The following is a 26,957-nucleotide window of genomic DNA, read 5'->3' on the forward strand; positions in this document are numbered from 1 at the left end:
GACGAAATCGGCCTCGTCCAGCACGTGGTGAGGTCGGGACGTCAGGCGCGGTTCTCGTTGCGGATCATGCGGCGGAGGCTGGTACGGGCGGCGGCCAGGGCGGTTGCGAGTTCCGGGGTCGTGCGGCTGGTTGGGCTGTGACCAGTTGGGGCGCATAACAGGGCAGGCACGGGCTTCGTGATCATTGTGGTGTCTAAGCCAGATGATCATGAGGTGGCCCGTGCCTGCTGCTGCATCCTCTCCCATCCCTGCCGTGCTGGTGAAACTGGGGCCGCTGGACACCGGCCGGATCGCCGACCTGCGCCCCTACTTCGACTCGGTGCCCGACCCGCGCGCCCGCCGGGGCCGGTGGTACTCGCTGACAGCGGTCCTGCTGGTGTGTGCCTGCGCGGTCGTCTCGGGAGCGAGGAGCATCGACGAACTCGCCGAGTGGGGCCAGCGTGCCCCGAACGCACTCCTGGCAGTGATCGGGATCCGGCGCCACCTGCTCAGATGGCGGCGCTCTCCGGCGGCGGCCACGATTGGCCGTGTGCTGGGGGCTGTTGACGGTGACGCCCTGGACCGGGCGGTGGGAGCCTACCTGGCCGACCGGTACCGCGTCGCCACCGAGCCCGCTCAGGTGCCGTCACCTTCAGCGTCCGGGTGGCGGCGCGTGATCGCTGTCGACGGCAAGGCACTCAGCGGAAAACGGGCGCTTCAGACCCAGGGCAAGAAGTAGCCCACACGCCTGAGCAGGGCCCCCGCCCGCAGTTTCTCCGCGGGCGGGGGCCCTGTGTGCGTTCGTCGGCGGTGTCAGCGGGCGTCGGTGGGCGGGTCCTCGCCATCCGCCGGTCCGGTCCGGTCGGCGCCCTTCGACAGGGACCACGCGATCGCGAAGCCGAGGGCCGCCACGAGGGCATAGGAGAGGGACGCGCCCCGGGCGCTCATCATGCTGTCCGAGCCCTTGGTGGGGAACCAGAACTCGGCCGTCGGGCCGTCGGCGACGAACGCCACGAGCGCCGCGACGGCGAGCCCCGAGAACCCGAGCGCGGGAACGCTGAGGACCAGCATCCATATCCATCGTCGCTTCACGACACCTCCCTGTAGGTAGGGCCGTATGGTACGGCCGGGGACAGGTCGGCCGAGGAGTCAGAGGGCGAGGAGGCCGGCCGTGGTCGGCGTGAATCCGCAGGCGTCGAGGTAGAACGGCCGCAGGTCGTCCTCGAAGTCGACGTGGAGCCACGCGCAGCCCGCCCCGTGCCGTCCGGGCCGGGCAGCGGCTCGTAGGTCTCGCCGTGAAAGCCGGGACCGCCGTCGGGCAGGACCATCACGGTTGGCGGCCTGGGACCTGGCACGGTCATCCATTCGCTGTCGGCCGGGCCGCCCCACGAACAGCACCTCACTCACGTTCACCAACTGCTCCATCCCCCCGGCCACCAGGGTGGTCCAGTGGCTGCATCCCGGAACCGCTCGCATGAGCGGCGGCAACAAATACCCGGTTCCTGCCCGGTATTCCAACACAGCTGCTGTGTCGCGGGTGCGCAGCCCGGAGCTGCCTTGCGTTTATTGATCGGCCCTTGTCTGCGGATGACCCTCCTTGGCCTGGAACGTGGCCGGATCGAACGCCTTGTCGATGTCGACGTGCTGTGACTCAGAGCCGAGAGGGACGAGGCCGTTGGTCCGTCGCAGGAAGGTCTGCAGAGCGGCCCTGGGCGCCTCCATCACAGCCGTCCCCTCGTGCGACTCGAGAGAGATGAGGATGGCTTTTGTGTCGAGGCCGCTGCGTGGCCAGATCTTCACGTCTCCGGCGCCGGAGTGGGTGCGAAGCCCAGCGGTGATGGTTTCCCGGGCGAAGACCCAGGACACATGCTCGTCGCTCCCCGTGTGGAAGATCACTTTGATCGCGTACGGATCCGTCGGCCGGTACCGGAACTCGGCAGGTACCGGAAGGGGGGAACCCTCGGAGACCTGCAGGCGGAGCTGTACCTCGCAGATCACCTCCGGGATCTCCGATTCGCGGTCGGTTCGGACCGACCAGTTCGAACCCCTCCCCGCTTCAGCTCCCCTGGCGGGCTTCCCCCAGTGCAGAGGCTTGAGTGGTCCTGTCAGGCGCGCGAGCATGCGGTACCTCAGCGGCGTCGCGTCGTGGGGCTCCGTGTGCGTGACGTCCTCGTCGCGTGGCTGGTCCTCTGTCTCGTCGGCATTCAGTTGCTGCTGGTGCCGGGCGATGCGGCGCAGTGCCGCCGGGCTGGTCCGCGCACGCATGCCCTCTGCGGCGGGTGTGCCAAGTGAGGACCGCTCAAGCTGACCGACGAAGTCCAGGGCGGCAAGGCCCTCTGGGTAGCTGTCCAGATCGGGAGTCTCGCCCTGGGCGAGGCGCTCTTGCAGATCGGCCAGTTCCTGCAGGCAGGCGCGGAACCGGCCGGACGCAGGACCCTGCGCGGCCTGCCGGATTCTCACGATGGCCCGTACGACGTCCTCACAGGTGAGGTCCTCTCGCTTCATGCGTCCTCCCTCCGGTTTCGTGTTGCCGCGGCATCGGACTCCTGCGGCCCGCCTTGCTGCCGTGGTGGGTTCTTGCGCAGTCGGGATAGCCGCATGGACACGGCCGCCGCCGACATCTGGAGGTGCTCGCCGATCTCCTGCATGGTGTAGCCCCTCATCGACAAGAAGAGTGCCGTCCTGGTGGCATCGTCTTTGACCTGGGCGAGGAGCCGCTGGACAGCGTCATGCCCGATGACCTGGGACTCCGGGGTGTCACTGGACGGAGCGGGAAGGGACCCCAACTCCTCCTGACCATCCGGGGCGCACGGGGGTCGACGGGCACGCTCCGACGCCCAGCGGTCAAAGACACCGCCGAACTCTCCGATGACAGCGCCGATGAAATAGACCTTCAGCGACGCGCCGCCGTCCGGACGCCAACCTCCCTCGACCAGCGCGTGCTTCTGGAACACCCGCAGTCCCCGGGCGATCACCTCACAGACCAGTTCCTCCCGCTCATCGTGGTCCGTGCGCAGCGTCTCCACATCCTGCTCGGTGCGCCTCCGTACGGGGCGGCCACGTTGTGCACACGCAGCGAAGATCTGTCCTGTGTAGAGCCAGCTCATCACGATCGGATGGGCATACTCCGCGAGGGCCCTCGCGAAGAGATCCCAGGCCACACCGGTGAACCCGGCAGCAGCCAGGCTCTCGTAGAGGGCCGAGTCCTCAGCGGACCGCGCTACGTCGTCCGCGGCCGTCTGCCGCGCCGCCTCACCAAGGCCGGCCGTGTCCTCGTCTACCTGCACCTGGAAGAGCGGTAGCCGACCGGAGTGATCAGCCGCAGCGTGGGCCACCGGCAGCCCCCCAGGCGTTCGCGACGGGGGTCCGCCGAGGGAATCGTCCTGCATACCTCTCCTTGCGTGCCGGACGGGGTGATGTCGGCGGGGTCCTAGGGGGAGAGGTCCCGTATAGCTAACGCCGATGCGAACGAACCACCCGTACGGGCGTGTCGGCAGCACCCGCGTGAGACGACATCTCACCCGTCCCCTATGACAACGCCATGACCCACACACTCGTCACCACCGTCGCTACATTGCTGGCCGTCATCGCCGCGCTGGAGCATCTGCCGAGGGCGCTCACCCGCCTGGTCCGGGCATGTATGCCTTTGGTGCAGGCATGGCGGGGCCTAAGGAGGGCCATGGCTGACGACCCGGACCCGCGGACGGTCGAAGACGAGTCAACCGACGACGGCCGGTAGCGAGTTATCGGACACAGCCGTCAGTGTGGGCGTCGACGTCAGGGGCGGGAGGCCGGGATGGACTGGAAGGGCGGGGACTGGGCGACGCAGGCGCGCTACTACGCGGGCCTGGCCGTCCTCGACGGTGCGGGACTGACCGAGCGGCAGCAGGAACTGGCGCAGGTGGTGTTCGAGGTGGTGCTGAAGGCGGGGCTCCAGCCGTACAGCATCGAAGCGGACGCGGAAGGCGAGGCGACCGGCGTCGGCCTGGCGCCCGCGAAGCACCGGGCCCATGCGCTGCGGGTGGTCTGGCAGCAGGACCCTCCAGCCGAGTCCCGCACCCCAGCCGAGGTGTGGAGCGCCCAGCAGACGGCGATGAGCCAGGCGCTGCGCACGATCCTGTCGGCGAACGGGTTCTGGATCGAGGACGGGCCGCTGGGCCAGGCCCCTGTCGTCCTTGGGCTCACCCGCCCCGGCGGGCCGCCCCGGCGGGTGAGCCCAAGGACGCCTGTGGTCAGTGGTGGTTGTGGCAGGCGATGATCCTGTCCGCGCAGCCCGCGGCTGCGGGCGGTACGGAACCTCTCCAGCCGTTCGGCCAGGGTCGCACCCGCACGCTCACCCGGTCTCGGCTGTGCCCCTGTGGGCCGCGCGGATCCGTGCACGTACGGGGCGAGGTACTCGTGCGTCTGTTGCCCGGCCTGGTCGCGTTCGTCGGCGGTCAGGGCGCACCGCGCGCACAGCTCGGTGAACGGCAGCCCGCCGTATGTCTCGGAGGCGATCAGTCAAGCCCAGCCAACGAGCACGCCCGCGCTGGACGAATCCTGGGCAAGGTGCGCCAGCAGCTCCTGACGGCACTGCGGACAGTCATCCAGGACAGCGTCATAGAGCTGCGCGACCAGGCCAACGACAGGGTCGCAGCCGTCGGGTCGGTCAGGAGACGGGCACGTTGGGGCATTTCGCGGCATAGTCGGTCAGGGTCTGCTTCTCGGCCACGTCGACGCTCAGATTCCAGGTGCGCTTCACCTGTACCCATGCGGTGATGTAACGGGGTGTTCACGAGTATGGCTGACGTGCTGCGCTGCAGGGATCGGGAAGATCGCTGCCCGCCGAGTAAATGATGGTTGCCCGTGTTGTCCTCCGGATTCAGTCCCACCAGAACTCCCAGCAGTTCAGGCCCATGAGGTCCTCGGCGTAGGAGGCCAAGTCCGCGTGTGTGCCCTGCCAGATGTTGTCAGGGCAGAAGGCGAAGTGCTCGGCGGCGACGGCCAGGGCGTCCTCGATCCGGGCTGGTGGTGCGGCAACGCTGAGGTGGAGGGTGCTGAATCCGATGCCCACGACGCGTGCTCCGAAGCGGTCTTCCCAGTCGCGGACGACGGCGGCAAACGTGGCTGTGTCGTTGTCGTAGTTGGCGGGGCCCATCCAGCCGACCGTGGCGAGGGCGTCGGCGCCGCGCGACGCTGCGACGAGTCCCAGGCGTGCGTGCGGGTTCTGAGTAAGGAAGGCTCCCGCGTACTGCTCGGCGATCTCATCAGGGTCCGTCGAAGGCGCCGGCGTAGGTGCGGGGCCGGGCCAGGTCTGGCCGAAGGGGGCGGTAACGGCCAGGCGTTCGTCAGCGGTGAGCTGGTCGTCGTCGGTGGCGGTGTAGTCCTGCCACCAGCGGGCGAAGAGGGTATCGGGGTTGTGGTCCGCAGGGGAGGACATGCGTTCGGGCCAGAGTTCGCCGCAGCCCCAGGGGCGGAAGTCCGCGTCATGCCGGTCCAGAGCGTCGAGCAGGAGGGGCCAGAGTCCTGAGGTGGCGTGTTCGGCGCGCAGCCGTGGCCACAGTTCGATCGCGGCCGGGGCTTCGCTCAACCACAGCGGCTGCACGTCGCCGTCGCCCTCGTCCGAGGTGATCATGCGGCCGGGCGGCAGGGCTATGCCATGGGGCAGACGGGATTCGAGGTTCACGAGCGGATGCTAAGTCCGGGGTCTGACAACGGGTGACGGCATGCTGGCTGCGACCGCAGAGGACACTGCGGTTGATCCCTCTTTAGCTGCACCGCGATGTTGGGATCTAATGTAGGTTCTCGCTTCCGGTGTCACGTGCCGACGCTGTGACCTGGGCGTTCTTCTTCAGTCTCACGACGTGTCGGCCGACAGCTGTCTCAGATCGGTGTCATTTCCCCCGACTGTCCAGCAAGCCACCGCCGGCAAGACGACGCCCGCCGCATCGGAGCCAGACCCAAGACGGTCGCGGAGTACTTCGCACTCGAACAACCGCCGCTGATGCCGCTGCCGGAGGAACATTCGAGACAGGTCGGCTGTTCACCTCGCGGGTCGACCGCTACGGCCAAATCCCGGTTCGCACCAACCGCTACTCAGTCCCGATCCGGCTGATCGGCAAACGCATGCGCGTCGTGCTGCATGCTTCGCATCTGGTGGTTTACGACCAAAACGTGGAAGTGGCCCTGCACGAGCGGCTGATCGCGAAGGGTGCCGTCCGTCTGGATCTGGACCACTACCTGGAAGTCCTGGCCGCAAGCCCGGCGCCTTCCCCGGTGTCGGCGTGCGAGTCAACGTGCACGCCCAAGCACAGCTGACGTGCACAGCGTCGTGCGGATCAACGATGAGACGAGCGGAGGCAGATGCAACGCTTCAACCGACCGCGATCCGACCACCGGACTCAGCGAGACCCATAAGAACGGCCCCCGCCACCAGCCAGCGTGGTGTTCCGTCCCCAGCTCCCCGGCGTGGAGCGTGTGCTCCATCCGCTTCTGGCTTCCGACGGATTGGGGCCACCTGCCGCCTACCAGCACTACACAGAGCCGTCCGCAAGGCCAAACGTCGGGTGTGTCAGAGCCGTCTCGTAGTGAACAGGGTGGTCCCGTACACCGCGTCCGCTTCCTTCCGATCCGTCTCGGCAAACCCGACCTTAGCCAGCACACGGCGAGAAGCAGTGTTCCAATCCCAGACCGTGGCCCACAGACGTTCGTACCCAGACGATCTCGCCCATTCCAGAACCGCCAACGAAGCCTCGGTCGCATATCCCTGACGCCAAGCTCGGCGCAGCAGCTCGAACGCCAGTTCCGGTTCCCCTACCGCCCCTCGCCCGCTGTCCACCAGCCCGCAGTAGCCGATGACGTCACGAGAAGCCTTCCGTTCGATCGCCAGCAACCCGATCGACCACAGCCGGTTGGTGCGGATCGAATCCTCAAGCTCCGCGACCGTGGGGTGTCCGTCCGCGTCGATTCGGCGGTGCGGCGGCACTCGTGGATCACGTTCGGTCCACAGCTCACGCTGGACGACAGCCTCGGCTACCCGCCAAGGTCTGAGCAGCAGGCGACTCGTCTCAAGTACAGCCTCGCTGCCCGGCGCGCCAACTGTCATGACAGCAACCATCTCACGGGCGAACACGCTTTCATGCCCCGGGGCGCCGTCGGTCCCGCCGGTCGTGGGCGCTCGAAAAGCGGGACAACCGAGACCATCCCTGAGCGTCGTCTTGGACTTGTGCACATTCGGCGGATCTTGAAAGTTTTCCGTGACGAGGTGACAGCGCGTCACGTCGGTGCCACCGTCATTCGTGTGTGCTGATCTGCTTGGGGTCGTATTTCCGCACCTGGATAGGGTGTTGGTGGAGCGGGTGTGGGTGGAGGGTGGGGCGGTTCGTATCGCAGCCCGTACCCGTGACGGAATTGGGGTGGCCTATCCGGACTGCGGGGTGGTCTCTGTTCGGGTGCACAGCCGGTACGGGCGGGTGGTGGCCGATCTTGCGGTCGGTGGCCGCCCGGTGGAGATCGAGCTGTCGGTGCGGCGGTTGTTCTGCGACCGGCTGGACTGCGGCCGCCGGACGTTTGCCGAGCAGGTCAAGGGGCTGACCGTCCGCTATGGACGTCGTACTCCGCAACTGTTGGAGGTGCTGCGGGCGGTGAGGCTCGCTCTGGGCGGCAACGAAGGACGCGGCGACCTCATCGGCCACCACGTCCCGCAAGTCTGCGGCCGCGCGGATGAACACGGTGATCTTGACTGGCACAACGATGTCCAGCCGGGCTTGGAGGGTTCCCACGAGGGCCCATCTCCTCAATCACGCGTGGTTTCTGCGAATTGCTCAAGTCCGGGTGACGTGGCCGACATCAGGATGCGAGGCGGCCGATTGAATCGAGGAGCTGGAGTTCGTCCGCCGTGAGTCGGAGTGCGCCCGCTGCCACGTTGTCGACGAGGTGTTCCGGGTTGCCCGTCCCGGGGATGGCCAGCACATGGGCACCCTGCTGCAGGACCCATGCCAGGCGGACCTGCGCAGGTGAGACATCGTGCGCGCGAGCCACGGCTTGGACCTGGTCGTGCTCGGCCCGGATGGCTCCGGCCTCGCGTCCCTCCCCCGCGATGGAGAAGAAGGGCACGAAAGCGATGCCGCGCTCTGCGCATGCCCGAAGCATCTCCTCCCCTCCGGAGGCGTCGATTCCGTAGCGGTTCTGGACGCAGACCACCGGTGCGATCTCCTGGGCCTGCACCATGTGTTCTATGCGGGCGCCGGAGAGGCCGAGGTGGCGGACAAGCCCGGCGTCGCGCAGTTCGGCGAGCGCCCCGAAGTGCTCACTGATGGAGTCCTGACCCATGAGGCGCAGATTGACCAGGTCGAGGTGGTCGCGGCCCAGGTGGCGCAGATTCTCCTCGACCTGGCCGCGCAGTTGGTCGGGCCGCGCTGAGGTGGCCCACTCGCCGCTGGCATCCCTGGCCGGGCCGACCTTGGTGGCGATTACGAGATCGTCCGGATAGGGCGCCAGCGCCGAGTTGATCAGTTCATTGGCGGAGCGCAGCCGGGAGAAGTAGAACGCCGCGGTGTCGATGTGGTTGACGCCGAGCTCGACCGCGCGGTGCAGTGCGTCGATCGCCTGGCTGCGGCCTCTAGGGGTGCCCTGGTGGAACGCGGCGCTGCCGGTCAGGCGCATGGCGCCGAAGCCGATCCGGTTGACCTTGAGGTCACCGAGCATCCATGTGCCGGCTGCTGCCGCGGAGACCGTTTGGGACGTCATCTATTCCATCAGCTCCATCTGATCGGCCATCGCCCTGCGAAGGTTCAAGGCGCGGAGGTCCTGGAGTATGCGCAGGTGACAGGCGCGGCGGGAAGGCACGAAGCGTTGGGGGAATGTCACAGCGTGACCGGGAATCCCGGACGCGAACTCCGAGTTGTAACTCGTGATGCTTCCGTCCCGTGAGCTTGCCCGTCACGGGCGAAGCTAGATGAGGAGCATGGCAACTGTGACGGTTCCGAGGTAGACGTAGGCGCGGCGACGGCCATGAACTGCTTCAACTTGTTCATCACCCGTTCCACCGGTTCCGGGCCCGACTGATGTTCACCTATTGGGGTGGATGGCTCCTGTCATCCGCCCCGACGGGTGGCTGTCTCGTGAGACATGCAAGTCGCGAAGAACACCTGCACGGCCACCTCGTTCCCCGCACCGCCGGCGACGGCCGCGCCCTCCCCTGGACCCACCCCGCGTCGTCAGGGCTAAGGCTGAACTGGACAAGGAACAGGAGGAGTTGCGCACCGTGAAGGCTGCCACCCGCACCACGGGCACGGCGACCGCGCCCACCTCGATCCGCGCTGCGCCTGCTGCGCCCAGGCAGCAGAGCCGCCTACACCTCGCCAAGGACAGGAGAGGCTGTCCTGGTGCCGCAGCCGCCGGGCCCCGCAGCATCCCAACTCAGGCTGGCTGTACGCCCAATAGCAGCAGCTTCCGTACCAGCACGTGCCGTTGAGGATCCGCTCGATGTTGCGGGAACCTACACGCGAGGGGGAGGAACAAGGAGAGAATGGGCACACTTCGGACGGCGGCCCGGAGACGCGCAGTGAGCCGCAAAGGGGCAGCGATGACGGGGGGATTCAGTCCTCTGGAGCCGGGGGATCCCGAGGAGGTGGGCCAGTTCCAGATCATTGCCCGGTTGGGGGCAGGCGGAATGGGACGGGTCTATCTGGGCCGTTCCCCTGGAGGCCGACCGGTGGCAGTGAAGGTGGTGCGCCCGGAGCTGGCCGAAGGCGCCGAGTTCCGGAAGCGGTTCGCCCGTGAGGTGGCGGCTGCCCGGCGGGTGAACGGCTTCTTCACCGCAGGCGTGGTCGACGCCGATACCGAGGGCTCACTGGCCTGGCTGGCCACTGCCTACGTACCCGGGATGGCTCTGGGAGACGCACTGACCGAGCACGGACCCTGGCCCCTGGCGTCGGTATTAGCGTTGGGAGCCGGACTGGCCGAGGCGCTCGGAGCCATCCACACGGCCGGGGTCGTCCACCGGGACCTGAAGCCCTCGAATGTGTTGCTGGCCACGGACGGACCCCGCGTGATCGATTTCGGGATCTCGGTAGGGGGCGACTCCAGTGCCCTGACCCGGACAGGCTTCACGATCGGCACGCCGGGCTTCATGTCCCCCGAGCAACTCACCGGCCAGCCAGTGGGCCCCGCAAGCGACATCTTCTCTCTGGGCGCGCTCCTGGCCTGTACCTCCACCGGCACCAGCCCCTTCGGTACCGGCAGCACCCATGAACTGCTGTTCCGCGTCGTCTACCAGGAACCCGACCTGGAGAGCCTTCCGCTCGGTCTGCGGGAAGTCGTCGAGCAATGCCTGGCCAAGGACGCCGCTCAGCGACCGGGCATATCCCTTCTACTTGATCGGTTCGCCCGCGCCGCCGCAGCCGGGGCGCCCGTTGACACCCTCGCCGAGGCCGACTGGCTTCCCCCTGCCGTCGCCCACGAGGTTTGGAAACACGCATCCGCACCGCTGCCCAGCGGCTTCCGTCCTCCATCACCGTCGGCACCACCCGCCGCGCCAGCTTCATCCGGGTCCGCACCGGAACCAGCCGAACCAGCCGTCACGGAAGTGAGACCACCACCACGCGTACACATGAAACCAGGTACGGGCAGCGACCTACACCACGCACCGACCGTGAACGCGAGCACACCGCCGCCCAGTCCGGACGCACTGCCACCATCTGCGTCCTTGCCCACTGCCGTAAACGATCTGCAGGCCCAGCAGAGCAAACGCAAGACGCTACTGGTGTCCCTCGTGGCCTTAACGGTGCTGGCAGGCGGTGCGGTCATCACGACCTTCTCGCTCGCCGACCGCGGGACGGCGCCGTCGGTGCCTTCGGCGAGTACGACAACCAGCCCCTCTTCCCCCACAGCTTCATCCGCCCCCGGCGGCAGCACTGCCACTGCCAGCGATCCCCCTGCCACGGTCACCTCACCGGCCGCCTCCGTCCCGGACGGCTTCCGTCTCGCCACCGATCCGGCCAACTTCTCCCTCGCCGTGCCCAAGAGCTTCACTCGCTCCTACGAACCGCCACGCATCTTCTACTACTCCCCCGGCAAGGAGTTCCGCTTAGGCATCCGCAACGAGACTCCTGACACCCAGGGCTGCCTGGCCGTCATGCACGCCCAGCACGGCCAGGGCGCGTCCGCTTACGACGGGTACCGAGACGGTGTGGTCACCGAGACCACACACGACGGGTATCCGGCCGCGCTGTGGGAGTTCACCTGGGACGGGTTTGGCGGCGGCGCGCGCCACACCTTCGACCTGTGCTGGACACAGGACGGGAGACAGTACGACCTCTGGGTCTCCTCCCCCGTCGGGAAGACGCAAGAGGGGCACGGCTACTTCGAAACCGCCCTGGACACCTTCCACCCGGCTGGCTCCAACGACGGATAACGGCGGTCCCCGGCAAGCCCCCGGCCCGGCCGCCCGTTCTGCGAGATCATCCACAACGGTGCCGAGGCCACCACCATCCGCGAATGGCGCGACACGATCGCGATCCTCGCCCGCGGCGCCTGCACCGCCGGGCACATCCTCGTCATCCCGCACGGCCACATGGACGACGCCACCATCGACCCGGTCATCTCCGGTATCACCATGCAGCGCTCAGAACCCATCTTTATCCGCCTGTCGACCCGCACCGCAAAGGCGCACCGCCGCGGCCCTGCCGCGTCGGTTGGTGGTTGAAAGGTCGCTGGCATGGTTGTTGCACGCGCGCCGGAATGTGCGCGATTACGAGACCCTGCCCGAGCACTCCGAGCAGATGCTCACCCTCGCAGCCATCACGCTCATGTCGCGTCGTCTCACCAAGCCCGCCGTCCAGCCCAACGCATCCGTGCCACGACCTGCTGAAACCGTCCACGCTGCCTGAGTCGTGACGGGGTCGACGGAAACGGCATCGCGCGGCCGACACAACGCTAGCATCGAGTCTCATGATCGTATGGCTCAATGGCACCCACGGCGCAGGCAAGACGACGACCAGTGCGCTCGTGCAGCAGCTGATCCCGGCTTCACGGGTGTTCGACGCCGAGAAGGTCGGCGAGACCCTCATGGACATCACACCGGGGCTGCCCGAGACGGACAACTTCCAGCACTGGCCACCGTGGCGGCCGCTCGTAGTCGAGACGGCCCGACGCATCCTCGACTACACCGGCGGCACCCTGGTGATGCCCATGACCGTCCTGGTCGAGCAGTACTGGCGCGAGATCAGCACGGGCCTGGCCCAACACGCCATCCCGGTCCGGCACTTCGTTCTCCACGCCGACCAGGACACCCTCCGCAGGCGCATCGCGGGCGACACTGTTCTTGGCCCCAACTCCCCGTTCCGTCTCCAATACCTCGAGCCCTACGCCGAAGCCGCCCGCACGTGGCTGCACGCCGAAGCCGAGGTCGTCGACACCACCCACCTCACACCCGCCCAGGCCGCCCAGCAGATCGCAGAGGCCGTCAAGAGTTGTGTCCCATCTCATTTGAGTTGGCAGCGGGTGGCGCTGTGACCTGCAGGGCTGCCAGGTGGTGTGGGAACTGGCTCGGTCGGTGTTCTCAGTCCAGTTGACTCTCGCGGAACCGGGGCTCACGCGGTGGAAGGGCCCGGAGCGCCGGAATCGGCCCGTCTCATCGAGGGCTGCGCAGTACCACCGGAATCTGAGCGTGGACGATCACATGGCTGGGGAGAGGAGCTCACGTCCCCAGGGCAAGGAACTGGCGGGCCCCGCGGAGCTTTGTCCGGAGCCGGTCCTGGGTGGCGCGGCCGTCGAGGCGGACGTCGAGTGCTCCGGGAAGATCGCTGTCGGCCCGCAGGCCGGTGGGGAGCCGGGAGGCGTCGAGCCCGTCACGCCGGGCGATGAGGGTGCCGAGTTCATGGCGGCTCACGGCATCGGTTCCTGCCAGGTGGTGGACGCCGGCCCGGTCGCTGGACGCGAGTTCCAGCAGGGCGGCGGCCAGGTCAGCGACGTGTACGGGGCAGCGGATGTCATCGGTGAACAAGGCGCCGGTGCGGGTGCCGGCCGCGAGGTCGTGCACCGCGCGTACGTGTTCCGATCGCTGGTCGCCGATGATCAGAGAGGTGCGGGCGACGACGGCTTCCGGGTTCACGAAGCGGATGCCGGTCTCCGCCGCGGCCTTCGCGGCACCGTAGGGGGTGAGCGGGTCGGGGAGGCAGAATTCGTCGTAGTAGACCCGGAGGCCGGAGAACACGGCGTCGCTGGATACATGGACCAGGCGGCTGCCGCGCTTCGCCGCGGTCATCGCCAGGCGGACCGGTCCCTCGGCCGTGACCGTCCAATCGGGCCCCCCGCTCGTCGCGTTGACGATCACGCGAGGCTCCACCTTGGACATGACTGCCTCGATGCGACCGGAGTCGCGCAGATCGAGGGCGTGCCACGAGACCTTCGGAGTGCCGCCAGGCCGGGTGGCGAACGTCGCAGCCGTCGAATGGCCCGCCGCAATCGCCTGGCGGACCAGCTCAGTGCCCAGGAAGCCACTGCCGCCGATGATCAGGATGGTCATGGTGCGACACAGTAGAGGAGCTGCCACGCACGCGCTGGTAAGAAGCCGTTGTCGTACCGAACTTGATGGGCGGGTTTCCGCAGTTCAGGCATGATGCCGGCATGGCAAGGCATGCTCGGGCCGTTGGGTTGTGCGGCTGGCCGACCGGGGCTGGGCCGACGAGCCCACCCCGGGATGGTTCACCCTCGTCGCCGGGCCAGCCAGCGGCTCATGAGTATCGTCATCGACCACAGCACCATCTGCTCATGCACGGTGGGGCAGCGAATCGTCTCGTCTTCGCGTGATCGCCAACGAAAGAGCAACCGATGCAACCGATTGTCCTATTTGACCTGGACGGCCTTTTGATCGACTCCGAGCCGATCTGGGACGCGGCAAAGCGTGAAGTGTTCGGTCCGCTTGGCCTGCACCTCACAACGGAGATGCAGGCGGCGACGCGCGGGCTGCGGCAAAGGGACATGGTGGCCCATTGGTTCGATCGGGCCACCATTCAAGCCGACCCCGACGACGTCGAGCAGCAGATCGTGGCCGCCGTGTGCCGTAGGTTGGATGGAGTGGCGCTGAAACCCGGTGCCGAACACGCCGTCACAGCGTGCGCGCGTGCATCGAGGGCGATGGCCGTCGTGTCATCTTCCCCGGAGTCGGTGATTCGGCATGCGCTCGCGAGCACCGGCCTTGACCGATCTTTCGATGCCGTGTTTTCGGCCGAAGACGACGAACACGGCAAGCCCCACCCGGGCACCTATCTCCGCGCAGCCGCCGCCCTCGGCGCGTCACCCAACGAATGCATTGTGATCGAGGACTCGCTCAACGGCGTCCTCGCTGGCGTGTCAGCCCAGATGACGGTCGTCGCCGTTCCCGAGACCGCTGATCGCTGCGATCCGCGCTTTGCGATTGCCACTCAGGTACTGGAGTCCCTCAAGGATCTCGATACCTCTGTACTCGGCGCGTATGTGTCCAGGGGGAGCCGGGACGCCACGTGGGCATCGCGTACGACCGTGACAGGTACCGCGAGAACCGGATCCCAAAAATGAGATCAAACCCCACGTAAGGGGCAAACGCCGCCGCTCAGCGTGCGACGCAATGAGAATCCGACAGCACGAACGAGAAGCGGTGAGAATCCGACAGGCTCAGTGCGACAGGACAACGACTCCGGGGCCGAGAGTCTCGCGGGTGGCCACCACTTGGCCATCGGTCATGAGATTCGGCCACGGAATCTGAGATCCCACACGACCCCACATCAGTCGCGTGCCATGTCCACGAAGCGCCCGTACATCCCCTGATGGGCGACGGTGAGCGTCGCGGTGGGGCCGTAGCGGTGTTTGGCCACGAGGAGGTCGGCTTCACCGACGCGGGGTGTGTCCTTCCCGTAGGCGTCCTCGCGGTGCAGGAGGATGACGAGGTCGGCGTTGTCCTCCAGGGCGCCGGAGTCGCGGAGGTCGCTGATCTGGGGCAGCTTGTCGACGCGCTGTTCGGGGCTGCGGTTGAGGGTGGAAACCGCGATGACGGGGATCTCGAGTTCCTTGGCCAGGTGCTTGAGGCCGCGGGCGATCTCGGAGACCTCTTCGTAGCGGGAGCCCAGGGGGCGGGTGCCGTAGTGGAGCTGCTGGACGTCGTCGACGGCGATGAGCTGCAGTCCGTGCAGACGGTACAGTCGCCGACAGCGCGCGCGGAGCTCCGTGAAGCTGGAGCAGGGGTCGTCTTGTAGGTAGAGCGGCGCTTCGGCGACTTCGGGCAGGCGTTTGGACAGGCGGATCCAGTCTTCATCGCTCATGGTGCCGGAGCGCATGTGGTGCATCGGGACGCGGGCTTCTGCGGACAGCAGGCGCACGGTGATGTCGATGCGGCGGGACTCTAGGGCGAACATCGCCGCGGGCAGGTTGTGCTTGATGGCCGCGCAGCGCAGCAGGTCCAGGACGAGGGTGGAGGTGCCCATGGCGGTGCGGCCGGCGAGGACGACCAGCTGGCCGGGGTAGAGGCCGCCGGTGAGCGCGTCGAGGTCCTCGAAGCCGGTGGGGATGCCGGCCGTTTGGCCAGGGCGGCTGCCGATAGTCTCGATTTCGTCCAGGGCGCCTTCCAGGATGTCGGCCAGCGGGTGTGCTGGTGGGATGAAGGACCGGTTGCGGCTGGTGGCGGCGAGGATCTCGGCCTGGGCGGTGTCGATGATGTGGTCGACGCTGTCGGCCGTGGCGCCAGCGGTGAGGTTGTCGATGTGGGCGGTGGCCACCTGCAGGCGGCGCAGCACGGCCATGGCTTGGACGGTGTCTGCGGCCCTCTCCCACGTACCGGGCCCGGCGGGAGCGTTGGCCAGGGTGTGCAGGTAGACGTTGCCGCCGGCCTTCGTCAGCTGGTCGTGCTTGGCGAGTTCAGCGCCGACCGTGATGGCGTCGGCCGTCTCGTCGCGAGCGTAGAGCGCCAGGACGGTGTTGTAGATCAGCTCGTGCGCCGGGCGGTAGAAGTCGTCGCCCACGAGGACTTCGACGATGTCGGAGATGGCGTCGACCGAGCGCAGCATCGCACGCAGCACGGTCTTCTCCGCTGCCAGGTCGTGAGGGGGCTGCCCCGCCTGAACGTCGTCCTCGGCCACGGAGCTCCTCCACACGTCAGCACGGGGCCGGTGTGCCTCCGTGTCCTGCACCGCAGGTCAGCGTAGCGACCGATGGTGCAGCGGCGGGACGGATCAGGACGGGGCGCCTCGCCCGGCACGAGCTCGGGCCATGGCGCGTGCGCGCACCAGCTCGCCCCTGGTAGCCGACGGCCGGTCGTCGCCGGAGGTGAGCAGGCCCTCGGGTTCGCGGGGTGCTTGCGCGGCCTGCCGCCGCCGGGCAGCGAAGACCAGCTGTTCATCGTCCTGCACAGGCGGCTCAGGGTGCCGGAACGCCCGCGGCAGCAGCGGGACCGGCGGCCGCGCGGGCACAGGCGGCAGGAAGGCGAGCTCGCACACCACCTGCTGGCCCAGAGCGTCGTTCACGGCACGCACGATCTGCTTGGACCGGAAGCGCCCCGTCGCCGCCCACGCAGGAGACACGCCGCGCAGGCTCAGAACGCCAGAGGCGGGATCGAACCGGACCGCGATCAGGCCCACGGCGAGATCCCCGGCGAGCGCATCCCACTGGTTGACCAGGGTGGTCTCCACGGGAACGGGCCAGTCGAAGTGATCAGCGACTTCGGCGACCGTCACCTTCAGCGGCACCGGCTGCGCTGCACCAGGCCGGGGCCGCAGGCGGGATCGACGGGTGCCGGCCCGGCCCCGGTTGCGCCGGGCACCCTGGACGGTGTTGCGCAGGGCGATCCGCGCCAGGTCCTGCCCGTGGGGAGTCTGTTCTTCCACCGTCGTGTCCTCCTTGATCTGATCCGCCAGTTCAGTCTGTCCTGTGCTGCTCAGCCCACCGCCCCCTGTGTCCGGGCGGCATGCTCCGCACGGGCCCGGCGCAGGGCGGCCGCCTCGGTCGCCGCAGCCTGGCGGCGCCGCTGCACGCGGTCCTGCTCAATCGGGGCCGTCGCACCATCCGGGACAGAGGGCGGCTCGAGGAAGGCGCGACGGCCAAGCTCGCGCATCGCAGCCGTCTGCCGTTCCACCGCTTCCGCGATACCCGAATCGATCCGGGACGGCCGCGTGGCCTGGCGGTGCGCTTCGATCGCACGGCGGTATCCGTCCGGCGGGGCCGGTCGCTGCACCGGAGAGGCGGGAACAACCGGCTGCGGAACCGGGTCGGCGGCCGCCGTGGCGGAGTCGGCCTTCAGAGATCCGGGCGCCCGGACGTGCACGGCGCGAACGTTCGCACCAGACACCCGCTGGTTGGCCGCCTCGATCAGTTTCGGCACGCTCCAGCGCAGCTTCGTGCCGAGAAGTTCGTGGGTTCAGGATTTCCGAGGACCCTTCGGCTGGAACGCGGGCTAGTACCGGTGGTTGCGCGGTGTTCAGTTCTTGGGTTCGTGTGGTGCCGTAACGTCGGTTATTGCTCGTTCCCGTGTCGGATAGACGCGGAGGGCATCTACTCCGAGCCAGACCTGAGCCCCGGAGTGTGCTGATGGAGTGAGATCAGCCGTTACTGCGCGAGTCGGCCTACGGGCCCGAGCAGCGCCTGATGTGATCTTCACGAGCCCGCTTCACCCATCTGGATTGGGGATTGGCCGTGTCGGATCCAGTGATCGAGAGTCCCCTGCCTGGGGCAGAAGCCTTCGAACAGGACGAGGAGATCGCCGCCTGGTCGCAGGCAGCTCAGATCGTGGGCCTTGGCCTGCAACTGGCTGGGCATGCAGATGTGCTGTGGGAGGAGGGCGGAGCATCGGACTTGCAGATCCCCGCGGTTCCGCCGCTGAAAAACCCGTTCCCTGCAGAGTTTGCCGAGCTCTACCTCCAAGATCACGGATCCCAGCTGCCGTTTCACTGGCGTGACTTTCCTGGCTGGTCGCAGCCGATCGCGAGCCATATCCAGGACATGGTCAAACCAGCGCCCCAGCAATGGTGGCAGCAGTTGGGACTGCTGCACAGTTGGGTGACACCTGATCTGGCTCGCTGAGAGGCGGGCTGGAAGGATGTCGCAATGCCCAAGCCGTATCCCAAGGAGTTCCGCGAGGACGTCGTGCGGGTCGCGCGCAACCGCGAGCCCGGCGTCACCCTGGAGCAAGTAGCCGCCGATTTCGGTGTCCACCCGGTCTCGTTGACGAAGTGGATCCGCCGCGCGGAGGCCGAGGAATCCGGAGGGTCGACCTCGGGCAGCAGCGCCGGCTCCGCCGCTGGCGGGTCGGCTGAGCTGGCCGAAGCCCGTAAGCGGATCCGGATGCTGGAGCAGGAGAACGAGGTGCTGCGGCGGGCCGCGGCCTATCTGTCGCAGGCGAACCTGCCGACAAAATGATGTACCCGCTCGTCCGCGAGCTGGCCGCCCCCGGTGCCCCTGTGCGGGTGCCGGTGGCGGTGACGTGCCGGGTACTCAATCTGGCCCGCCAGCCTTACTACCGGTGGCTGAACCACCCGGTCGCCGACGCCGAACTGGCCGAGGCATACCGGGCCAACGCGTTGTTCGACGCGCACCGCGACGACCCGGAATTCGGCCACCGTTTCCTCCTCGATGAGGCCCGCGCTGCCTGGCGAGACGATGGCCGAGCGGACCGCCTGGCGGATCTGTCGGGACAACGGCTGGTGGAGCGCCTTCGGCAAGCGAAAGGGCAGTGGCAAGAACGCCAAGGCCGGTCCGCCGGTCCACGACGACAAGGTGCGGCGGAACTTCACCGCCGATGCGCCGAACCGGTTGTGGCTGACCGACATCACCGAGCACTCCACAGGCGAGGGCAAGCTCTACCTGTGCGCGGTCAAGGACGTGTTCTCGGGTCGGATCGTGGGCTATTCCATCGACTCGAGGATGAAGTCCCACCTCGCGGTGATGGCGCTGCAGTCCGCCGTCGCCCGCCGCGGCCATGTGGAAGGTTGCATTGTGCATTCGGACCGCGGATCGCAATTTCGGTCCCGAAAATTCGTGTCCGTTCTCGCCCGGAACGGCCTGGTCGGCTCGATGGGCCGGGTCGGTGCGGCAGGCGACAACGCGGCCATGGAGAGCTTCTTCGCGCTGCTGCAGAGGAACGTCCTGGACCGCCAAGTCTGGGCCACCCGACAGGAATTGCGGATCGCGATCGTGACCTGGATCGAACGCACCTACCACCGCCGCCGACGCCAGAGACGCCTGGCCCGATTGACCCCCATCGAGTACGAGACCATCATGACCCCACCCGCAGCACACGCTGCATAAAACCCGCTGTCACCTGATCACGCAGCAGTCCCGTCATAGCGATGGACGTGTCTCAACTGTACGAATAATCGACACGAGGACCATGGTCTCCAGACTGATCGGGTAAGTGCGGCCGTACGAGCTCGTGCTGTTCCAGCAGTCCGGCCACCGACAGCATCCGTAACCTCCATAGGAGCGACGAAACGACGAGACATCACTCCCACCCAGACGCCACCCCTACCCCTGACCAGCGAAAACGCAGTCATCAGACTCGGAATGGCAACAGCCTCTAAGCCCGCACGCGTACTGTCGTACGCTGCCGGTGCGGCTGGTTCGCCCCGCCCGCCAGGCGGAGCGTCGTAAGAGGGAACCCGGTGGGAGTCCGGGACTGCCCCGCAGCGGTGAGCGGGAACGACCGCCGTCATTCGCACTGGAAGCTCAGGCTTTTGGGAAGCGACGGCCAGTAGGCGCCTGACGAAGGTCAGGTGCGCCCGTGAGTCCGAAGACCTGCCACTGCCCGCGCCCCACCATGGGTGCGGCCACACCGGACATCGAGGGCGGGTCGGCGGCGGCAGGGGCGATGTGGACCGCCCCGTCCTTCGCGTGCATCCGGCCATCGAGGTCGTCGAGAACTCGCGAAGGAGAGTTCCGTGACCATGGACACTCGACTGCCCGTAGGCCCCGCCCACAAGGCCCCGGCTGACTCGTGCGTGACCCTCGCCCACATCATGAGCGAGCACGACACCAACCTCTACGGCACCATCCACGGCGGCATCATCATGAAACTGATCGACGACGCCGCGGCAGCCGCCGCCGGACGCCACGCGGACGGCCCGTCGGTGACCGTCTCGGTCAACCGCATGACCTTCCTCGCCCCGGTGAGGGCCGGTGATCTGCTCACCGTGCACGCGGAGCTGGAGCGGGCCGGACGTACCTCGATGGACGTCGGCGTCCGCGTCACCGCCGAGCGGTGGAACGCCTCCGGACCCGCCACCAACGTCGCCACCGCTCAGCTGACATTCGTCGCCATCGACGCCGAGAGCCGACCACGCCCGGTCCCGGCCCTCGGCACGAGGGAAGCCGAAAGCACACGCCGCGGCCCAACAGGGCGGGCGTGAGACGAGGCGGGGGCACTCCAGCAACAAGCGCGCCCGCCGCACACCCGCTGCCGGTTCAGGGCGCGGGTGCGACGGGATAAGGCACGAACGTGCTGCTGTTCTCGTCGATGGCGAGCCGCTGACCGAGCGGCGGCACGGCGCGCTGCGGGCAGTCAAGGCGTTCGCAGACGCGGCAGCCCATGCCGATCGGGGTGGCGGCAGAGGCGTTGTCCAGATCGAGTCCGTCGGAGTAGACGAGCCGTGAGGCGTGCCGGATCTCGCAGCCGAGCCCGATGGCGAAGTTCTTGCCGGGCTCGCCCCAGCCGCCGCGGCTGCGGGTGACGGCGCGGGCGGTCCACAGGTACCGCCGTCCGTCGGGCATGGCAGCGATCTGAACATGGATGCGGCCGGGGGCGGCAAAGGCTTCGTAGACGTTCCACAGCGGGCAGGTCCCGCCGGCCCGGGAGAAGTGGAACCCGGTCGCCGACTGGCGCTTGGACATGTTGCCCGCACGGTCGACGCGGACGAAGGAGAAGGGCACCCCGCGCAGGCGGGGCCGCTGGAGGGTGCTCAGGCGGTGGCAGACGGTCTCGTAGCCGAGGCCGAAGCGGTCGGTGAGGCGCTCGATGTCGTAGCGCACCTCCTCAGCGGCGGTGTGGAAGTCGCGGTAGGGGAGGATCAACGCGGCGGCGAAGTAGTTGGCGACACCGATCCTGGCCAGCTTCCAGGTGGTGGAGCCCTCTTGGTAGTCCTCGGAGGCGTGCCGGGAGAGTTCGTCGCCGTACTCCACCAGGGCCAGCTGAGTGGCCATGCGGAAGGCTTGCTGGCCTGGGCGCAGGCGCGGTGAAAGGTGCAGGGTGCGGGCATGCGGGTCGTAGTGGTGCGGACTGTCCCCGTCGGCCGTGACGCGTACGCCATGCCGGTCGGCGAGTCGGGCGGTCAGGGCCCGCAGGACCTCGCCGGGCCGGATCCCGACGGCGGACGCCAGTTCCTCGGCGGCGGTGTCGGCGTCGTGCAGGTAGTTCTGTCGGCGGTAGAAGAACTCGCGGATCTCCTCGTGCGGCGTGCGGGGCGCAGCCGTGCCGGCGGTCGCGGCGCGGCCGTCGGCCGCCTCGGCGAGCCGCTCGCCCAGCTCCTGGTTGCTTCGGCTCAGCCGCAGCAGCACATCCCCGACGGTGGGCAGTCGGGAGGCGAGTTCCGACAGGTCGGAGGCACAGACGCGGCCGGCGGCCACCTCGTCGGCCAGGGCCTCGCGCAGGTCGGCCATGAGGCGGCTGGTGTCGCGTTCGGCGAAGAAGGCGGCGTCCACGCCGAACGCCTCCGTCAGCCGCAGCAGGACCGGTACGGTCAGCGGCCGGGAGTCGTGCTCCATCTGGTTCAGATAGCTCGGTGAGATCGCCAGGACACGGGCCAGCTCGGCCTGGCTCATGCGCCGGTCCTCGCGCAGCCGCCGCAGCCGCGTCCCCGCGTAGGTCTTACTCATCCCTTGCCCCTTTCGCCGCCCACACTCTATGCGAACGGCACCCCGTAGAGACCTTCGCAATCTTGGCAAAGAAGCGGTGGAAGATTCACAGAAGTTGGCAGAGCGCCAAGCTTGATGGCACTCAGTGTCACTGCCAGAGTCGTCGTGCGGCCCGCCGAATCCCGGCGACCGGAGCGGAACTCCGGGCACGATTCCTGCCCTGACGTCGGCGATCCCGGCGATTCCCTCCGGCGACTCGTCGACATTGCTCAATTTCGCTCACGAGTGGGGGCATGGCGGGCCGCGCACCCAGCGAAGGGATAGCGCCTTCGCATTCTTCACAGAAGATCTTCGGCTTCGATCCCCTCAGGAGACGGTCATGGCGCAGGCAGGGACACAGGCGGCACAGGAGCTGGCGCAGCGGTGGGCCACGGCCCCCCGTTGGAAGGGCGTCGAGCGCACGTATACGGCCAAGGACGTCGTGCGGCTTTCCGGCAGCGTCCGCGAGGAGCACACCCTGGCCCGGCGCGGCGCCGAACGCCTGTGGCGCCAGTTGCACGAGCAGGACTACATCCACGCGCTGGGCGCGCTGACCGGCGGTCAGGCCGTGCAGCAGGTTAAGGCCGGGCTGCAGGCCATCTACCTGTCCGGCTGGCAGGTGGCCGCCGACGCCAACCAGGCGGGCCACACCTACCCGGACCAGAGCCTGTACCCGGTCAACTCGGTGCCGCAGGTGGTTCGGCGGATCAACAACGCGCTGCTGCGTGCCGACCAGATCGCCACCGCCGAGGGCGGATCGGACACCATGGACTGGCTGGCACCGATCGTCGCCGACGCCGAGGCCGGCTTCGGCGGCCCGCTCAACGCCTTCGAACTGACCAAGGCGATGATCGCGGCCGGTGCGTCAGGCATCCACTACGAGGACCAGCTGGCCTCCGAGAAGAAGTGCGGCCACCTCGGCGGCAAGGTGCTGGTGCCGACCTCGCAGCACATCCGCACTCTGAACGCGGCCCGGCTCGCCGCCGACATCGCCGATGTGCCCACGCTGATCGTGGCCCGCACGGACGCCCTGGCCGCGAACCTGCTGACCAGCGACGTCGACGAGCGCGACGCCCAGTTCTGCACCGGCGAGCGCACTGCCGAGGGCTTCTACCGCGTCCAGAACGGCATGGCCCCCGTCATCGCCCGCGGCCTGGCCTACGCCCCGTACGCCGACCTGATCTGGGTCGAGACCGGCACCCCGGACCTGGCACAGGCCCGGGAGTTCGCCGAGGCCATCCACGCCCAGTACCCGGACCAGATGCTCGCCTACAACTGCTCGCCGTCCTTCAACTGGAAGGCCGCGCTGGACGACGACCAGATCGCCAAGTTCCAGCGGGAGCTCGGCGCCATGGGATACCGCTTCCAGTTCATCACCCTGGCCGGCTTCCACTCCCTCAACCACGGCATGTTCGATCTCGCCCGCGGCTACGCCGAGCACGGCATGACCGCCTACGTCGACCTGCAGGAGCGGGAGTTCGCCGCCCAGGCGCAGGGCTTCACCGCCGTCAAGCACCAGCGCGAGGTCGGAACCGGCTACTTCGACCTGGTCTCCACCGCCGTCAACCCGGCCTCGTCGACCACGGCGCTGACCGGCTCCACCGAGGAAGAGCAGTTCCACTAAGCACTCCCTGCGCAGCCCGCTCGTCGGCCCGAGTTCAGGTGCGGGCCGGGCAACCGCCTCGTCCGGCCCTCACCCCCTCCCCTCTCAGGAGACCCGCATGTCCACCAACGCACTGACCCACCGTGTCCAGGTCCTCGGGGCGCCGGGCGACCGCTACGAGGAGATCCTCACTCCCGAGGCCCTGGACTTCATCGGACGTCTGGCCGCGGCCTTCGCGGACAGGCGCCTGGAGCTCTTCAAGGAGCGGCGACGCCGATCGGCCCACCTGGTCTCAGGCAGGCCGCTGGACTTCTTGCTCGTCACCTCCGCAGTCCGCACCGACCCCGACTGGCACGTCGCCCCGCCCGCCCCCGGACTGACCGACCGCAGAGTGGAGATCACCGGACCACCCGAGCGCCGGATGACCATCAACGCCCTCAACTCCGGCGCGAAGGTGTGGATGGCCGACTTCGAGGACGCCACCGCACCCACCTGGGACAACGTCATCGGCGGCCAGCTGAACCTGCTCGATGCGATCGAACGCCGCATCGACTTCACCTCCCCTGAAGGCAGGGAATACCGGCTGGGGGACAAGCCCGCCACGATCGTGGTCCGCCCGCGCGGCTGGCACCTGGTCGAGGAGCACCTGGAGTTCGACGGCCGCCCCGTCCCCGCCTCCCTCGTCGACTTCGGCCTGTACTTCTTCCACTGTGCCCAGCGCCAGATCGCCGCCGGCCACGGCCCGTACTTCTACCTCCCCAAGCTGGAGAACCGTTACGAAGCCCGCCTGTGGAACGACATCTTCGTCCTCGCCCAGGAACTGCTCGGCATTCCCCGCGGCACGATCCGCGCCACCGTCCTCATCGAGACGATCACCGCCGCCTTCGAGATGGAGGAAATCCTCTACGAGCTGCGCGAGCACAGCGCCGGACTCAACGCGGGCCGCTGGGACTACCTCTTCAGCCTGATCAAGACCTTCGGCCACCGCACCGACTTTCTGCTGCCCGACCGGGCCAAGGTCACCATGACCGCCCCCTTCATGCGCGCGTACACCGAACTGCTCGTGCGCACCTGCCACCAGCGCAGAGCCCACGCCATCGGCGGCATGGCCGCCCACGTCCCCAACAAGGACGCAGCCGCGAACGAGACCGCGCTCGCCAAGGTCCGGCTCGACAAGGAACGCGAGGCCGAAGACGGCTTCGACGGCTCCTGGGTAGCCCACCCCGGCCTCGTCCCCGTCTGCGCAGAGGTCTTCGACGGTGTCCTCGGCGACCGGCCGCACCAGATCGACCGCACCCGCGACGACGTCGAAGTCCGAGCCTGCGACCTGCTGTCGGTACGCCGCATCAGCGGGCCGCCCACCGACGAGGGCGTCCGCGCCAACATCGCCGTCGCGCTGCGCTACTTCGACGCCTGGCTGCGCGGCCACGGCGCGGTCGCCCTGTACGGGCTGATGGAGGACGCCGCCACCGCCGAGATCGCCCGCTGCCAGATCTGGCAGTGGCTGCGCCACAGCACCGTAGACCGCGACACAGTGATCAGGATCCTCGACGGCGAGACGGCCGCCCTGGCCAAGGAGGACCCGGCGGCGCTCACTACCGAGGCCCGCGAGATCTTCATACGCGCTGCCCTTTGCCCCGATCTGCCCGAGTTCTTCACCACCGACGCCTACGCCCGCCACCTCGTGCGGCGCGGAATGGAGCAGGCATGACCACCACAGGTATCCAGCGCGTGGGCGTCGTCGGCGGCGGCCAAATGGGGGCCGGGATCGCCGAGATCTGCGCCCGCGCCGGTCTCGACACGGTCGTCTGCGAAGTGGATGCCACCGCGGCCCGCGGAGCCCGGGACCGTGTGGCGGTATCCCTCGAACGCGCTGTCCAGCGCGGCAAGCTCGACCGCATCTCCGCCGAAAACGCCCTGGCCCGCCTCGTCTTCACCGGCAGCCTCGACGACCTGGCCGACCGGCAAGTCGTCATCGAGGCCGTCATCGAGAACACGGACGCGAAGACCGAGATCTTCGCCGTCCTCGACAAGATTGTCGAGGACCCGGAGGCGATCCTCGCCTCCAACACCTCCTCCATCCCGGTCATGCGCCTGGGCATGGCCACGCAGCGCGCCGACCACGTCCTGGGACTGCACTTCTTCAACCCGGTGCCCGTCCTGCCCCTGGTGGAGGTGGTCACGTCCCTCCACACCGCGCCCAAGACCGTCACGGCCATCGAGGAGTTCGCCCGCGACACCCTCGGCAAGGCCACGATCCGCTCCCAGGACCGGGCCGGCTTCGTCGTCAACGCCCTGCTGATCCCGTACCTCCTCTCGGCGATCCGCATGGCCGAATCCGGCTTCGCCACCGCCGTCGACGTGGACGCGGGCATGGAACTCGGCTGCGCCCACCCGATGGGCCCGCTCAAGCTCGCCGACCTGATCGGCCTCGACACCGTCGCCTCCATCTCGGAGTCGCTCTACGAGGAGTTCAAGGAGCCGCTGTACGCCCCGCCGCCGCTGCTCCAGCGGATGGTCGAGGCGGGGCTGCTCGGACGGAAGACCGGCCGGGGATTCCACCAGTACGACCAGGGCCGAGGGGCCCGGGTTGCCGCCGGGGCTTGAGGGGCCCGGGCTGCTGTGGAGCGGGCGCGAGGCGGCTGAGGGGCCGCTCCGCGCCCGACGCGATTCCCTTCCTGGCAGGGCCAGGAACTGGGCGCGTGGCTCATCTCACCATCCGCCATGTGAACAGTGCTGCCCCGGGGCCGAGCCCGCGCCTAGGGTTGCGGATGCAGCCGGTTCGCCCTGTCCGCCGGGCAGGTGCGTCACACGAGGGAACCCGGTGGGAATCCGGGACTGCCCCGCAGCGGTGAGCGGGAACGACCGCCGTCACACGCACTGGACCCGGCCGGGTCTGGGAAGCGGGAGAGCGGCTCGGGCACCGGGGAGATGAACCCTCCGGCGGGGAACAGCAGATGCTCGCAATCGCCCGCGCCCTGCTGGGCAATCCGCGGTTCCTCCTCCTCGACGAGCTGTCCGCTCGGCGTCCCCTGACCCTGGACCGCCATCGGGCCCCGTCCAGAATTCCAGGCGGGCCGAGGGACAGCGGGCCCGGCGGATGGCGCCCGAGCGGGCCGACGGCGGCCCGGAGACGACGGCGGCCCGGAGACGACGACACCGCGTGAGGCCCCGACTGCCCCCTGTTGTACGAGTCCGGCCTCCAGGAGCCGCCCGGGCAGGGCCACCGCTCAGCGGCCGGGTCGCCGAGGAGCTCGCCCGGCTCCTTTGCCGTCCCCCGGTCCAGAGCGAGCAGGGCGAGGTACGCGTCGTTGTCGGCCCACCGAAGCCGATCGGCCCCACCAGGAACACGCGTACCTCCCGGCACCGACGGGACCGTCGGGCGTGACCGGACTTGAGGTCGGCCCTCAAGCCACCGTCAGGAGTGCGTTTCACGCCTTCCACACCCAATTGGGCGGCCTCGGAATCGGACAACGTCCGGAATCGGAAGCGCAGCTCATTCCCAGATCCGGCACCGCTGGCTAATCATGTACATGACCCAAGTCAC

25 protein-coding genes, 3 pseudogenes and 2 riboswitches are annotated in these 26,957 nt (G+C 68.3%); of the genes and pseudogenes, 17 read left to right on the forward strand and 11 right to left on the reverse strand.

What is annotated here, in order from left to right; translation table 11 throughout:
* Positions 1-253: 253 nt before the first annotated feature.
* A complete protein-coding gene (locus U9R90_RS00415; protein WP_411054336.1) occupies positions 254-718 on the forward strand; it encodes a transposase family protein in 465 nt (154 codons plus the stop codon).
* 74 nt (positions 719-792) lie between these two features.
* Here the strand turns inward: U9R90_RS00415 and U9R90_RS00420 are convergent, their stop codons facing one another.
* From U9R90_RS00420 to U9R90_RS00430, 3 genes are all read right to left on the reverse strand, one after another.
* Positions 793-1,071 carry a hypothetical protein gene (locus U9R90_RS00420; protein ID WP_411054337.1) on the reverse strand — a complete coding sequence of 93 codons (279 nt, stop codon included), beginning with the start codon at positions 1,069-1,071 and terminating at the stop codon, positions 793-795.
* 471 nt (positions 1,072-1,542) lie between these two features.
* Positions 1,543-2,484, reverse strand: a complete 942-nt coding sequence (locus U9R90_RS00425) for an SsgA family sporulation/cell division regulator (RefSeq protein WP_411054338.1) — start codon at positions 2,482-2,484, stop codon at positions 1,543-1,545.
* Positions 2,481-3,368 (reverse strand): RNA polymerase sigma factor, encoded by an 888-nt coding sequence (locus U9R90_RS00430; protein ID WP_411054339.1) that lies wholly within the window; start codon positions 3,366-3,368, stop codon positions 2,481-2,483. Before U9R90_RS00430 ends, U9R90_RS00425 begins: the two co-directional genes overlap by 4 nt.
* Before the next feature lie 152 nt (positions 3,369-3,520).
* Between U9R90_RS00430 and U9R90_RS00435 the strand changes: the two genes are divergently transcribed.
* The gene (locus tag U9R90_RS00435) at positions 3,521-3,718 is read left to right on the forward strand and encodes a hypothetical protein (protein WP_411054340.1); all 198 of its coding nucleotides are present in this window, start codon (positions 3,521-3,523) and stop codon (positions 3,716-3,718) included.
* Between the two features lie 57 nt (positions 3,719-3,775).
* Complete coding sequence (locus U9R90_RS00440; RefSeq protein ID WP_411054341.1) at positions 3,776-4,237, forward strand: hypothetical protein; 462 nt, start codon at positions 3,776-3,778, stop codon at positions 4,235-4,237.
* A 603-nt stretch (positions 4,238-4,840) separates the two neighbouring features.
* On the opposite strand, the gene U9R90_RS00445 is transcribed toward U9R90_RS00440, so the two are convergent.
* The gene (locus tag U9R90_RS00445) at positions 4,841-5,644 is read right to left on the reverse strand and encodes a DUF4253 domain-containing protein (RefSeq protein WP_411054342.1); all 804 of its coding nucleotides are present in this window, start codon (positions 5,642-5,644) and stop codon (positions 4,841-4,843) included.
* 146 nt (positions 5,645-5,790) lie between these two features.
* Between U9R90_RS00445 and U9R90_RS00450 the strand changes: the two genes are divergently transcribed.
* The gene (locus U9R90_RS00450) at positions 5,791-6,276 is read left to right on the forward strand and encodes a Mu transposase domain-containing protein (RefSeq protein ID WP_411057586.1); all 486 of its coding nucleotides are present in this window, start codon (positions 5,791-5,793) and stop codon (positions 6,274-6,276) included.
* A 253-nt stretch (positions 6,277-6,529) separates the two neighbouring features.
* Here the strand turns inward: U9R90_RS00450 and U9R90_RS00455 are convergent, their stop codons facing one another.
* The gene (locus tag U9R90_RS00455) at positions 6,530-7,237 is read right to left on the reverse strand and encodes a GNAT family N-acetyltransferase (RefSeq protein WP_411054343.1); all 708 of its coding nucleotides are present in this window, start codon (positions 7,235-7,237) and stop codon (positions 6,530-6,532) included.
* A gap of 136 nt (positions 7,238-7,373) precedes the next feature.
* On the opposite strand from U9R90_RS00455, the gene U9R90_RS00460 reads away from it, so the two are divergent.
* Complete coding sequence (locus tag U9R90_RS00460; RefSeq protein WP_411054344.1) at positions 7,374-7,859, forward strand: transposase family protein; 486 nt, start codon at positions 7,374-7,376, stop codon at positions 7,857-7,859.
* On the opposite strand, the gene U9R90_RS00465 is transcribed toward U9R90_RS00460, so the two are convergent.
* Positions 7,807-8,706 carry an aldo/keto reductase gene (locus U9R90_RS00465; protein ID WP_411054345.1) on the reverse strand — a complete coding sequence of 300 codons (900 nt, stop codon included), beginning with the start codon at positions 8,704-8,706 and terminating at the stop codon, positions 7,807-7,809. The two genes, U9R90_RS00460 and U9R90_RS00465, sit on opposite strands and share 53 nt — an antisense overlap.
* A gap of 838 nt (positions 8,707-9,544) precedes the next feature.
* Between U9R90_RS00465 and U9R90_RS00470 the strand changes: the two genes are divergently transcribed.
* From U9R90_RS00470 to U9R90_RS00485, 4 genes and pseudogenes are all read left to right on the forward strand, one after another.
* Positions 9,545-11,374 carry a protein kinase domain-containing protein gene (locus U9R90_RS00470; protein ID WP_411054346.1) on the forward strand — a complete coding sequence of 610 codons (1,830 nt, stop codon included), beginning with the start codon at positions 9,545-9,547 and terminating at the stop codon, positions 11,372-11,374.
* Positions 11,375-11,533: 159 nt separating this feature from the next.
* Positions 11,534-11,665: a hypothetical protein gene (locus U9R90_RS00475; RefSeq protein ID WP_411057786.1), complete on the forward strand. Its 132-nt coding sequence runs from the start codon at positions 11,534-11,536 to the stop codon at positions 11,663-11,665.
* A pseudogene (locus tag U9R90_RS00480) lies at positions 11,643-11,789 on the forward strand (IS5/IS1182 family transposase); the annotation flags it as partial. The gene U9R90_RS00475 and the pseudogene U9R90_RS00480, both read left to right, overlap by 23 nt.
* A gap of 121 nt (positions 11,790-11,910) precedes the next feature.
* Positions 11,911-12,474 (forward strand): AAA family ATPase, encoded by a 564-nt coding sequence (locus U9R90_RS00485; RefSeq protein WP_411054347.1) that lies wholly within the window; start codon positions 11,911-11,913, stop codon positions 12,472-12,474.
* A gap of 184 nt (positions 12,475-12,658) precedes the next feature.
* On the opposite strand, the gene U9R90_RS00490 is transcribed toward U9R90_RS00485, so the two are convergent.
* Positions 12,659-13,486 (reverse strand): SDR family oxidoreductase, encoded by an 828-nt coding sequence (locus tag U9R90_RS00490; RefSeq protein ID WP_411054348.1) that lies wholly within the window; start codon positions 13,484-13,486, stop codon positions 12,659-12,661.
* A gap of 305 nt (positions 13,487-13,791) precedes the next feature.
* Here U9R90_RS00490 and U9R90_RS00495 point away from each other — a divergent pair, with 305 nt between their 5' ends.
* A complete protein-coding gene (locus U9R90_RS00495; RefSeq protein ID WP_411054349.1) occupies positions 13,792-14,517 on the forward strand; it encodes an HAD family hydrolase in 726 nt (241 codons plus the stop codon).
* A gap of 206 nt (positions 14,518-14,723) precedes the next feature.
* On the opposite strand, the gene dnaB is transcribed toward U9R90_RS00495, so the two are convergent.
* The 3 genes from dnaB to U9R90_RS00510 all read right to left on the reverse strand — a co-directional run bounded on the left by dnaB (position 14,724) and on the right by U9R90_RS00510 (position 17,308).
* Positions 14,724-16,070, reverse strand: a complete 1,347-nt coding sequence (gene dnaB, locus U9R90_RS00500) for a replicative DNA helicase (RefSeq protein WP_411054350.1) — start codon at positions 16,068-16,070, stop codon at positions 14,724-14,726.
* Between the two features lie 93 nt (positions 16,071-16,163).
* Positions 16,164-16,814, reverse strand: coding sequence for a DciA family protein (locus tag U9R90_RS00505; protein ID WP_411054351.1), 651 nt, complete (start codon positions 16,812-16,814; stop codon positions 16,164-16,166).
* A gap of 50 nt (positions 16,815-16,864) precedes the next feature.
* Positions 16,865-17,308, reverse strand: a complete 444-nt coding sequence (locus tag U9R90_RS00510) for a hypothetical protein (RefSeq protein ID WP_411054352.1) — start codon at positions 17,306-17,308, stop codon at positions 16,865-16,867.
* Between the two features lie 311 nt (positions 17,309-17,619).
* On the opposite strand from U9R90_RS00510, the gene U9R90_RS00515 reads away from it, so the two are divergent.
* The 3 genes and pseudogenes from U9R90_RS00515 (at position 17,620) to U9R90_RS00525 (ending at position 20,327) form a co-directional block, all read left to right on the forward strand.
* Positions 17,620-18,006, forward strand: coding sequence for a hypothetical protein (locus tag U9R90_RS00515; RefSeq protein ID WP_411054353.1), 387 nt, complete (start codon positions 17,620-17,622; stop codon positions 18,004-18,006).
* Positions 18,007-18,030: 24 nt separating this feature from the next.
* Positions 18,031-19,230, forward strand: a pseudogene (locus tag U9R90_RS00520) (IS3 family transposase).
* A 308-nt stretch (positions 19,231-19,538) separates the two neighbouring features.
* Positions 19,539-19,722: riboswitch (cobalamin riboswitch) on the forward strand.
* A 143-nt stretch (positions 19,723-19,865) separates the two neighbouring features.
* Positions 19,866-20,327, forward strand: a complete 462-nt coding sequence (locus tag U9R90_RS00525) for an acyl-CoA thioesterase (RefSeq protein ID WP_411057587.1) — start codon at positions 19,866-19,868, stop codon at positions 20,325-20,327.
* Positions 20,328-20,382: 55 nt separating this feature from the next.
* On the opposite strand, the gene U9R90_RS00530 is transcribed toward U9R90_RS00525, so the two are convergent.
* Positions 20,383-21,789 carry a short-chain fatty acyl-CoA regulator family protein gene (locus U9R90_RS00530; protein WP_411054354.1) on the reverse strand — a complete coding sequence of 469 codons (1,407 nt, stop codon included), beginning with the start codon at positions 21,787-21,789 and terminating at the stop codon, positions 20,383-20,385.
* A 358-nt stretch (positions 21,790-22,147) separates the two neighbouring features.
* Between U9R90_RS00530 and aceA the strand changes: the two genes are divergently transcribed.
* The 4 genes and pseudogenes from aceA to U9R90_RS00550 form a co-directional block, all read left to right on the forward strand.
* The gene (aceA, locus tag U9R90_RS00535; protein WP_411054355.1) at positions 22,148-23,431 is read left to right on the forward strand and encodes an isocitrate lyase; all 1,284 of its coding nucleotides are present in this window, start codon (positions 22,148-22,150) and stop codon (positions 23,429-23,431) included.
* Positions 23,432-23,528: 97 nt separating this feature from the next.
* The gene (aceB, locus tag U9R90_RS00540; RefSeq protein ID WP_411054356.1) at positions 23,529-25,121 is read left to right on the forward strand and encodes a malate synthase A; all 1,593 of its coding nucleotides are present in this window, start codon (positions 23,529-23,531) and stop codon (positions 25,119-25,121) included.
* Positions 25,118-26,017, forward strand: a complete 900-nt coding sequence (locus tag U9R90_RS00545; protein WP_411054357.1) for a 3-hydroxybutyryl-CoA dehydrogenase — start codon at positions 25,118-25,120, stop codon at positions 26,015-26,017. Before aceB ends, U9R90_RS00545 begins: the two co-directional genes overlap by 4 nt.
* Positions 26,018-26,227: 210 nt before the next feature.
* Positions 26,228-26,340, forward strand: a riboswitch (cobalamin riboswitch).
* Positions 26,332-26,577 (forward strand): annotated as a pseudogene (locus U9R90_RS00550) (ATP-binding cassette domain-containing protein); the annotation flags it as partial. It overlaps the preceding riboswitch by 9 nt.
* Positions 26,578-26,957: the final 380 nt, after the last annotated feature.

This window comes from Streptomyces sp. E11-3, from assembly GCF_046540415.1.
In the GTDB taxonomy this organism is placed as follows: Bacteria; Actinomycetota; Actinomycetes; order Streptomycetales; family Streptomycetaceae; genus Streptomyces.

Excerpts from the sequence above, each read along its gene's own strand:
- U9R90_RS00425 (WP_411054338.1), bottom strand. The coding sequence starts at position 2,484 with ATGAAGCGAGAGGACCTCACCTGTGAGGACGTCGTACGGGCCATCGTG.
- U9R90_RS00430 (WP_411054339.1), bottom strand. The coding sequence starts at position 3,368 with ATGCAGGACGATTCCCTCGGCGGACCCCCGTCGCGAACGCCTGGGGGG.
- U9R90_RS00435 (WP_411054340.1), top strand. The coding sequence starts at position 3,521 with ATGACCCACACACTCGTCACCACCGTCGCTACATTGCTGGCCGTCATC.
- U9R90_RS00440 (WP_411054341.1), top strand. The coding sequence starts at position 3,776 with ATGGACTGGAAGGGCGGGGACTGGGCGACGCAGGCGCGCTACTACGCG.
- U9R90_RS00465 (WP_411054345.1), bottom strand. The coding sequence starts at position 8,706 with ATGACGTCCCAAACGGTCTCCGCGGCAGCAGCCGGCACATGGATGCTC.
- U9R90_RS00470 (WP_411054346.1), top strand. The coding sequence starts at position 9,545 with ATGACGGGGGGATTCAGTCCTCTGGAGCCGGGGGATCCCGAGGAGGTG.
- U9R90_RS00475 (WP_411057786.1), top strand. The coding sequence starts at position 11,534 with ATGGACGACGCCACCATCGACCCGGTCATCTCCGGTATCACCATGCAG.
- U9R90_RS00485 (WP_411054347.1), top strand. The coding sequence starts at position 11,911 with ATGATCGTATGGCTCAATGGCACCCACGGCGCAGGCAAGACGACGACC.
- U9R90_RS00490 (WP_411054348.1), bottom strand. The coding sequence starts at position 13,486 with ATGACCATCCTGATCATCGGCGGCAGTGGCTTCCTGGGCACTGAGCTG.
- U9R90_RS00495 (WP_411054349.1), top strand. The coding sequence starts at position 13,792 with ATGCAACCGATTGTCCTATTTGACCTGGACGGCCTTTTGATCGACTCC.
- U9R90_RS00525 (WP_411057587.1), top strand. The coding sequence starts at position 19,866 with ATGGACACTCGACTGCCCGTAGGCCCCGCCCACAAGGCCCCGGCTGAC.
- U9R90_RS00530 (WP_411054354.1), bottom strand. The coding sequence starts at position 21,789 with ATGAGTAAGACCTACGCGGGGACGCGGCTGCGGCGGCTGCGCGAGGAC.
- aceA (WP_411054355.1), top strand. The coding sequence starts at position 22,148 with ATGGCGCAGGCAGGGACACAGGCGGCACAGGAGCTGGCGCAGCGGTGG.
- aceB (WP_411054356.1), top strand. The coding sequence starts at position 23,529 with ATGTCCACCAACGCACTGACCCACCGTGTCCAGGTCCTCGGGGCGCCG.
- U9R90_RS00545 (WP_411054357.1), top strand. The coding sequence starts at position 25,118 with ATGACCACCACAGGTATCCAGCGCGTGGGCGTCGTCGGCGGCGGCCAA.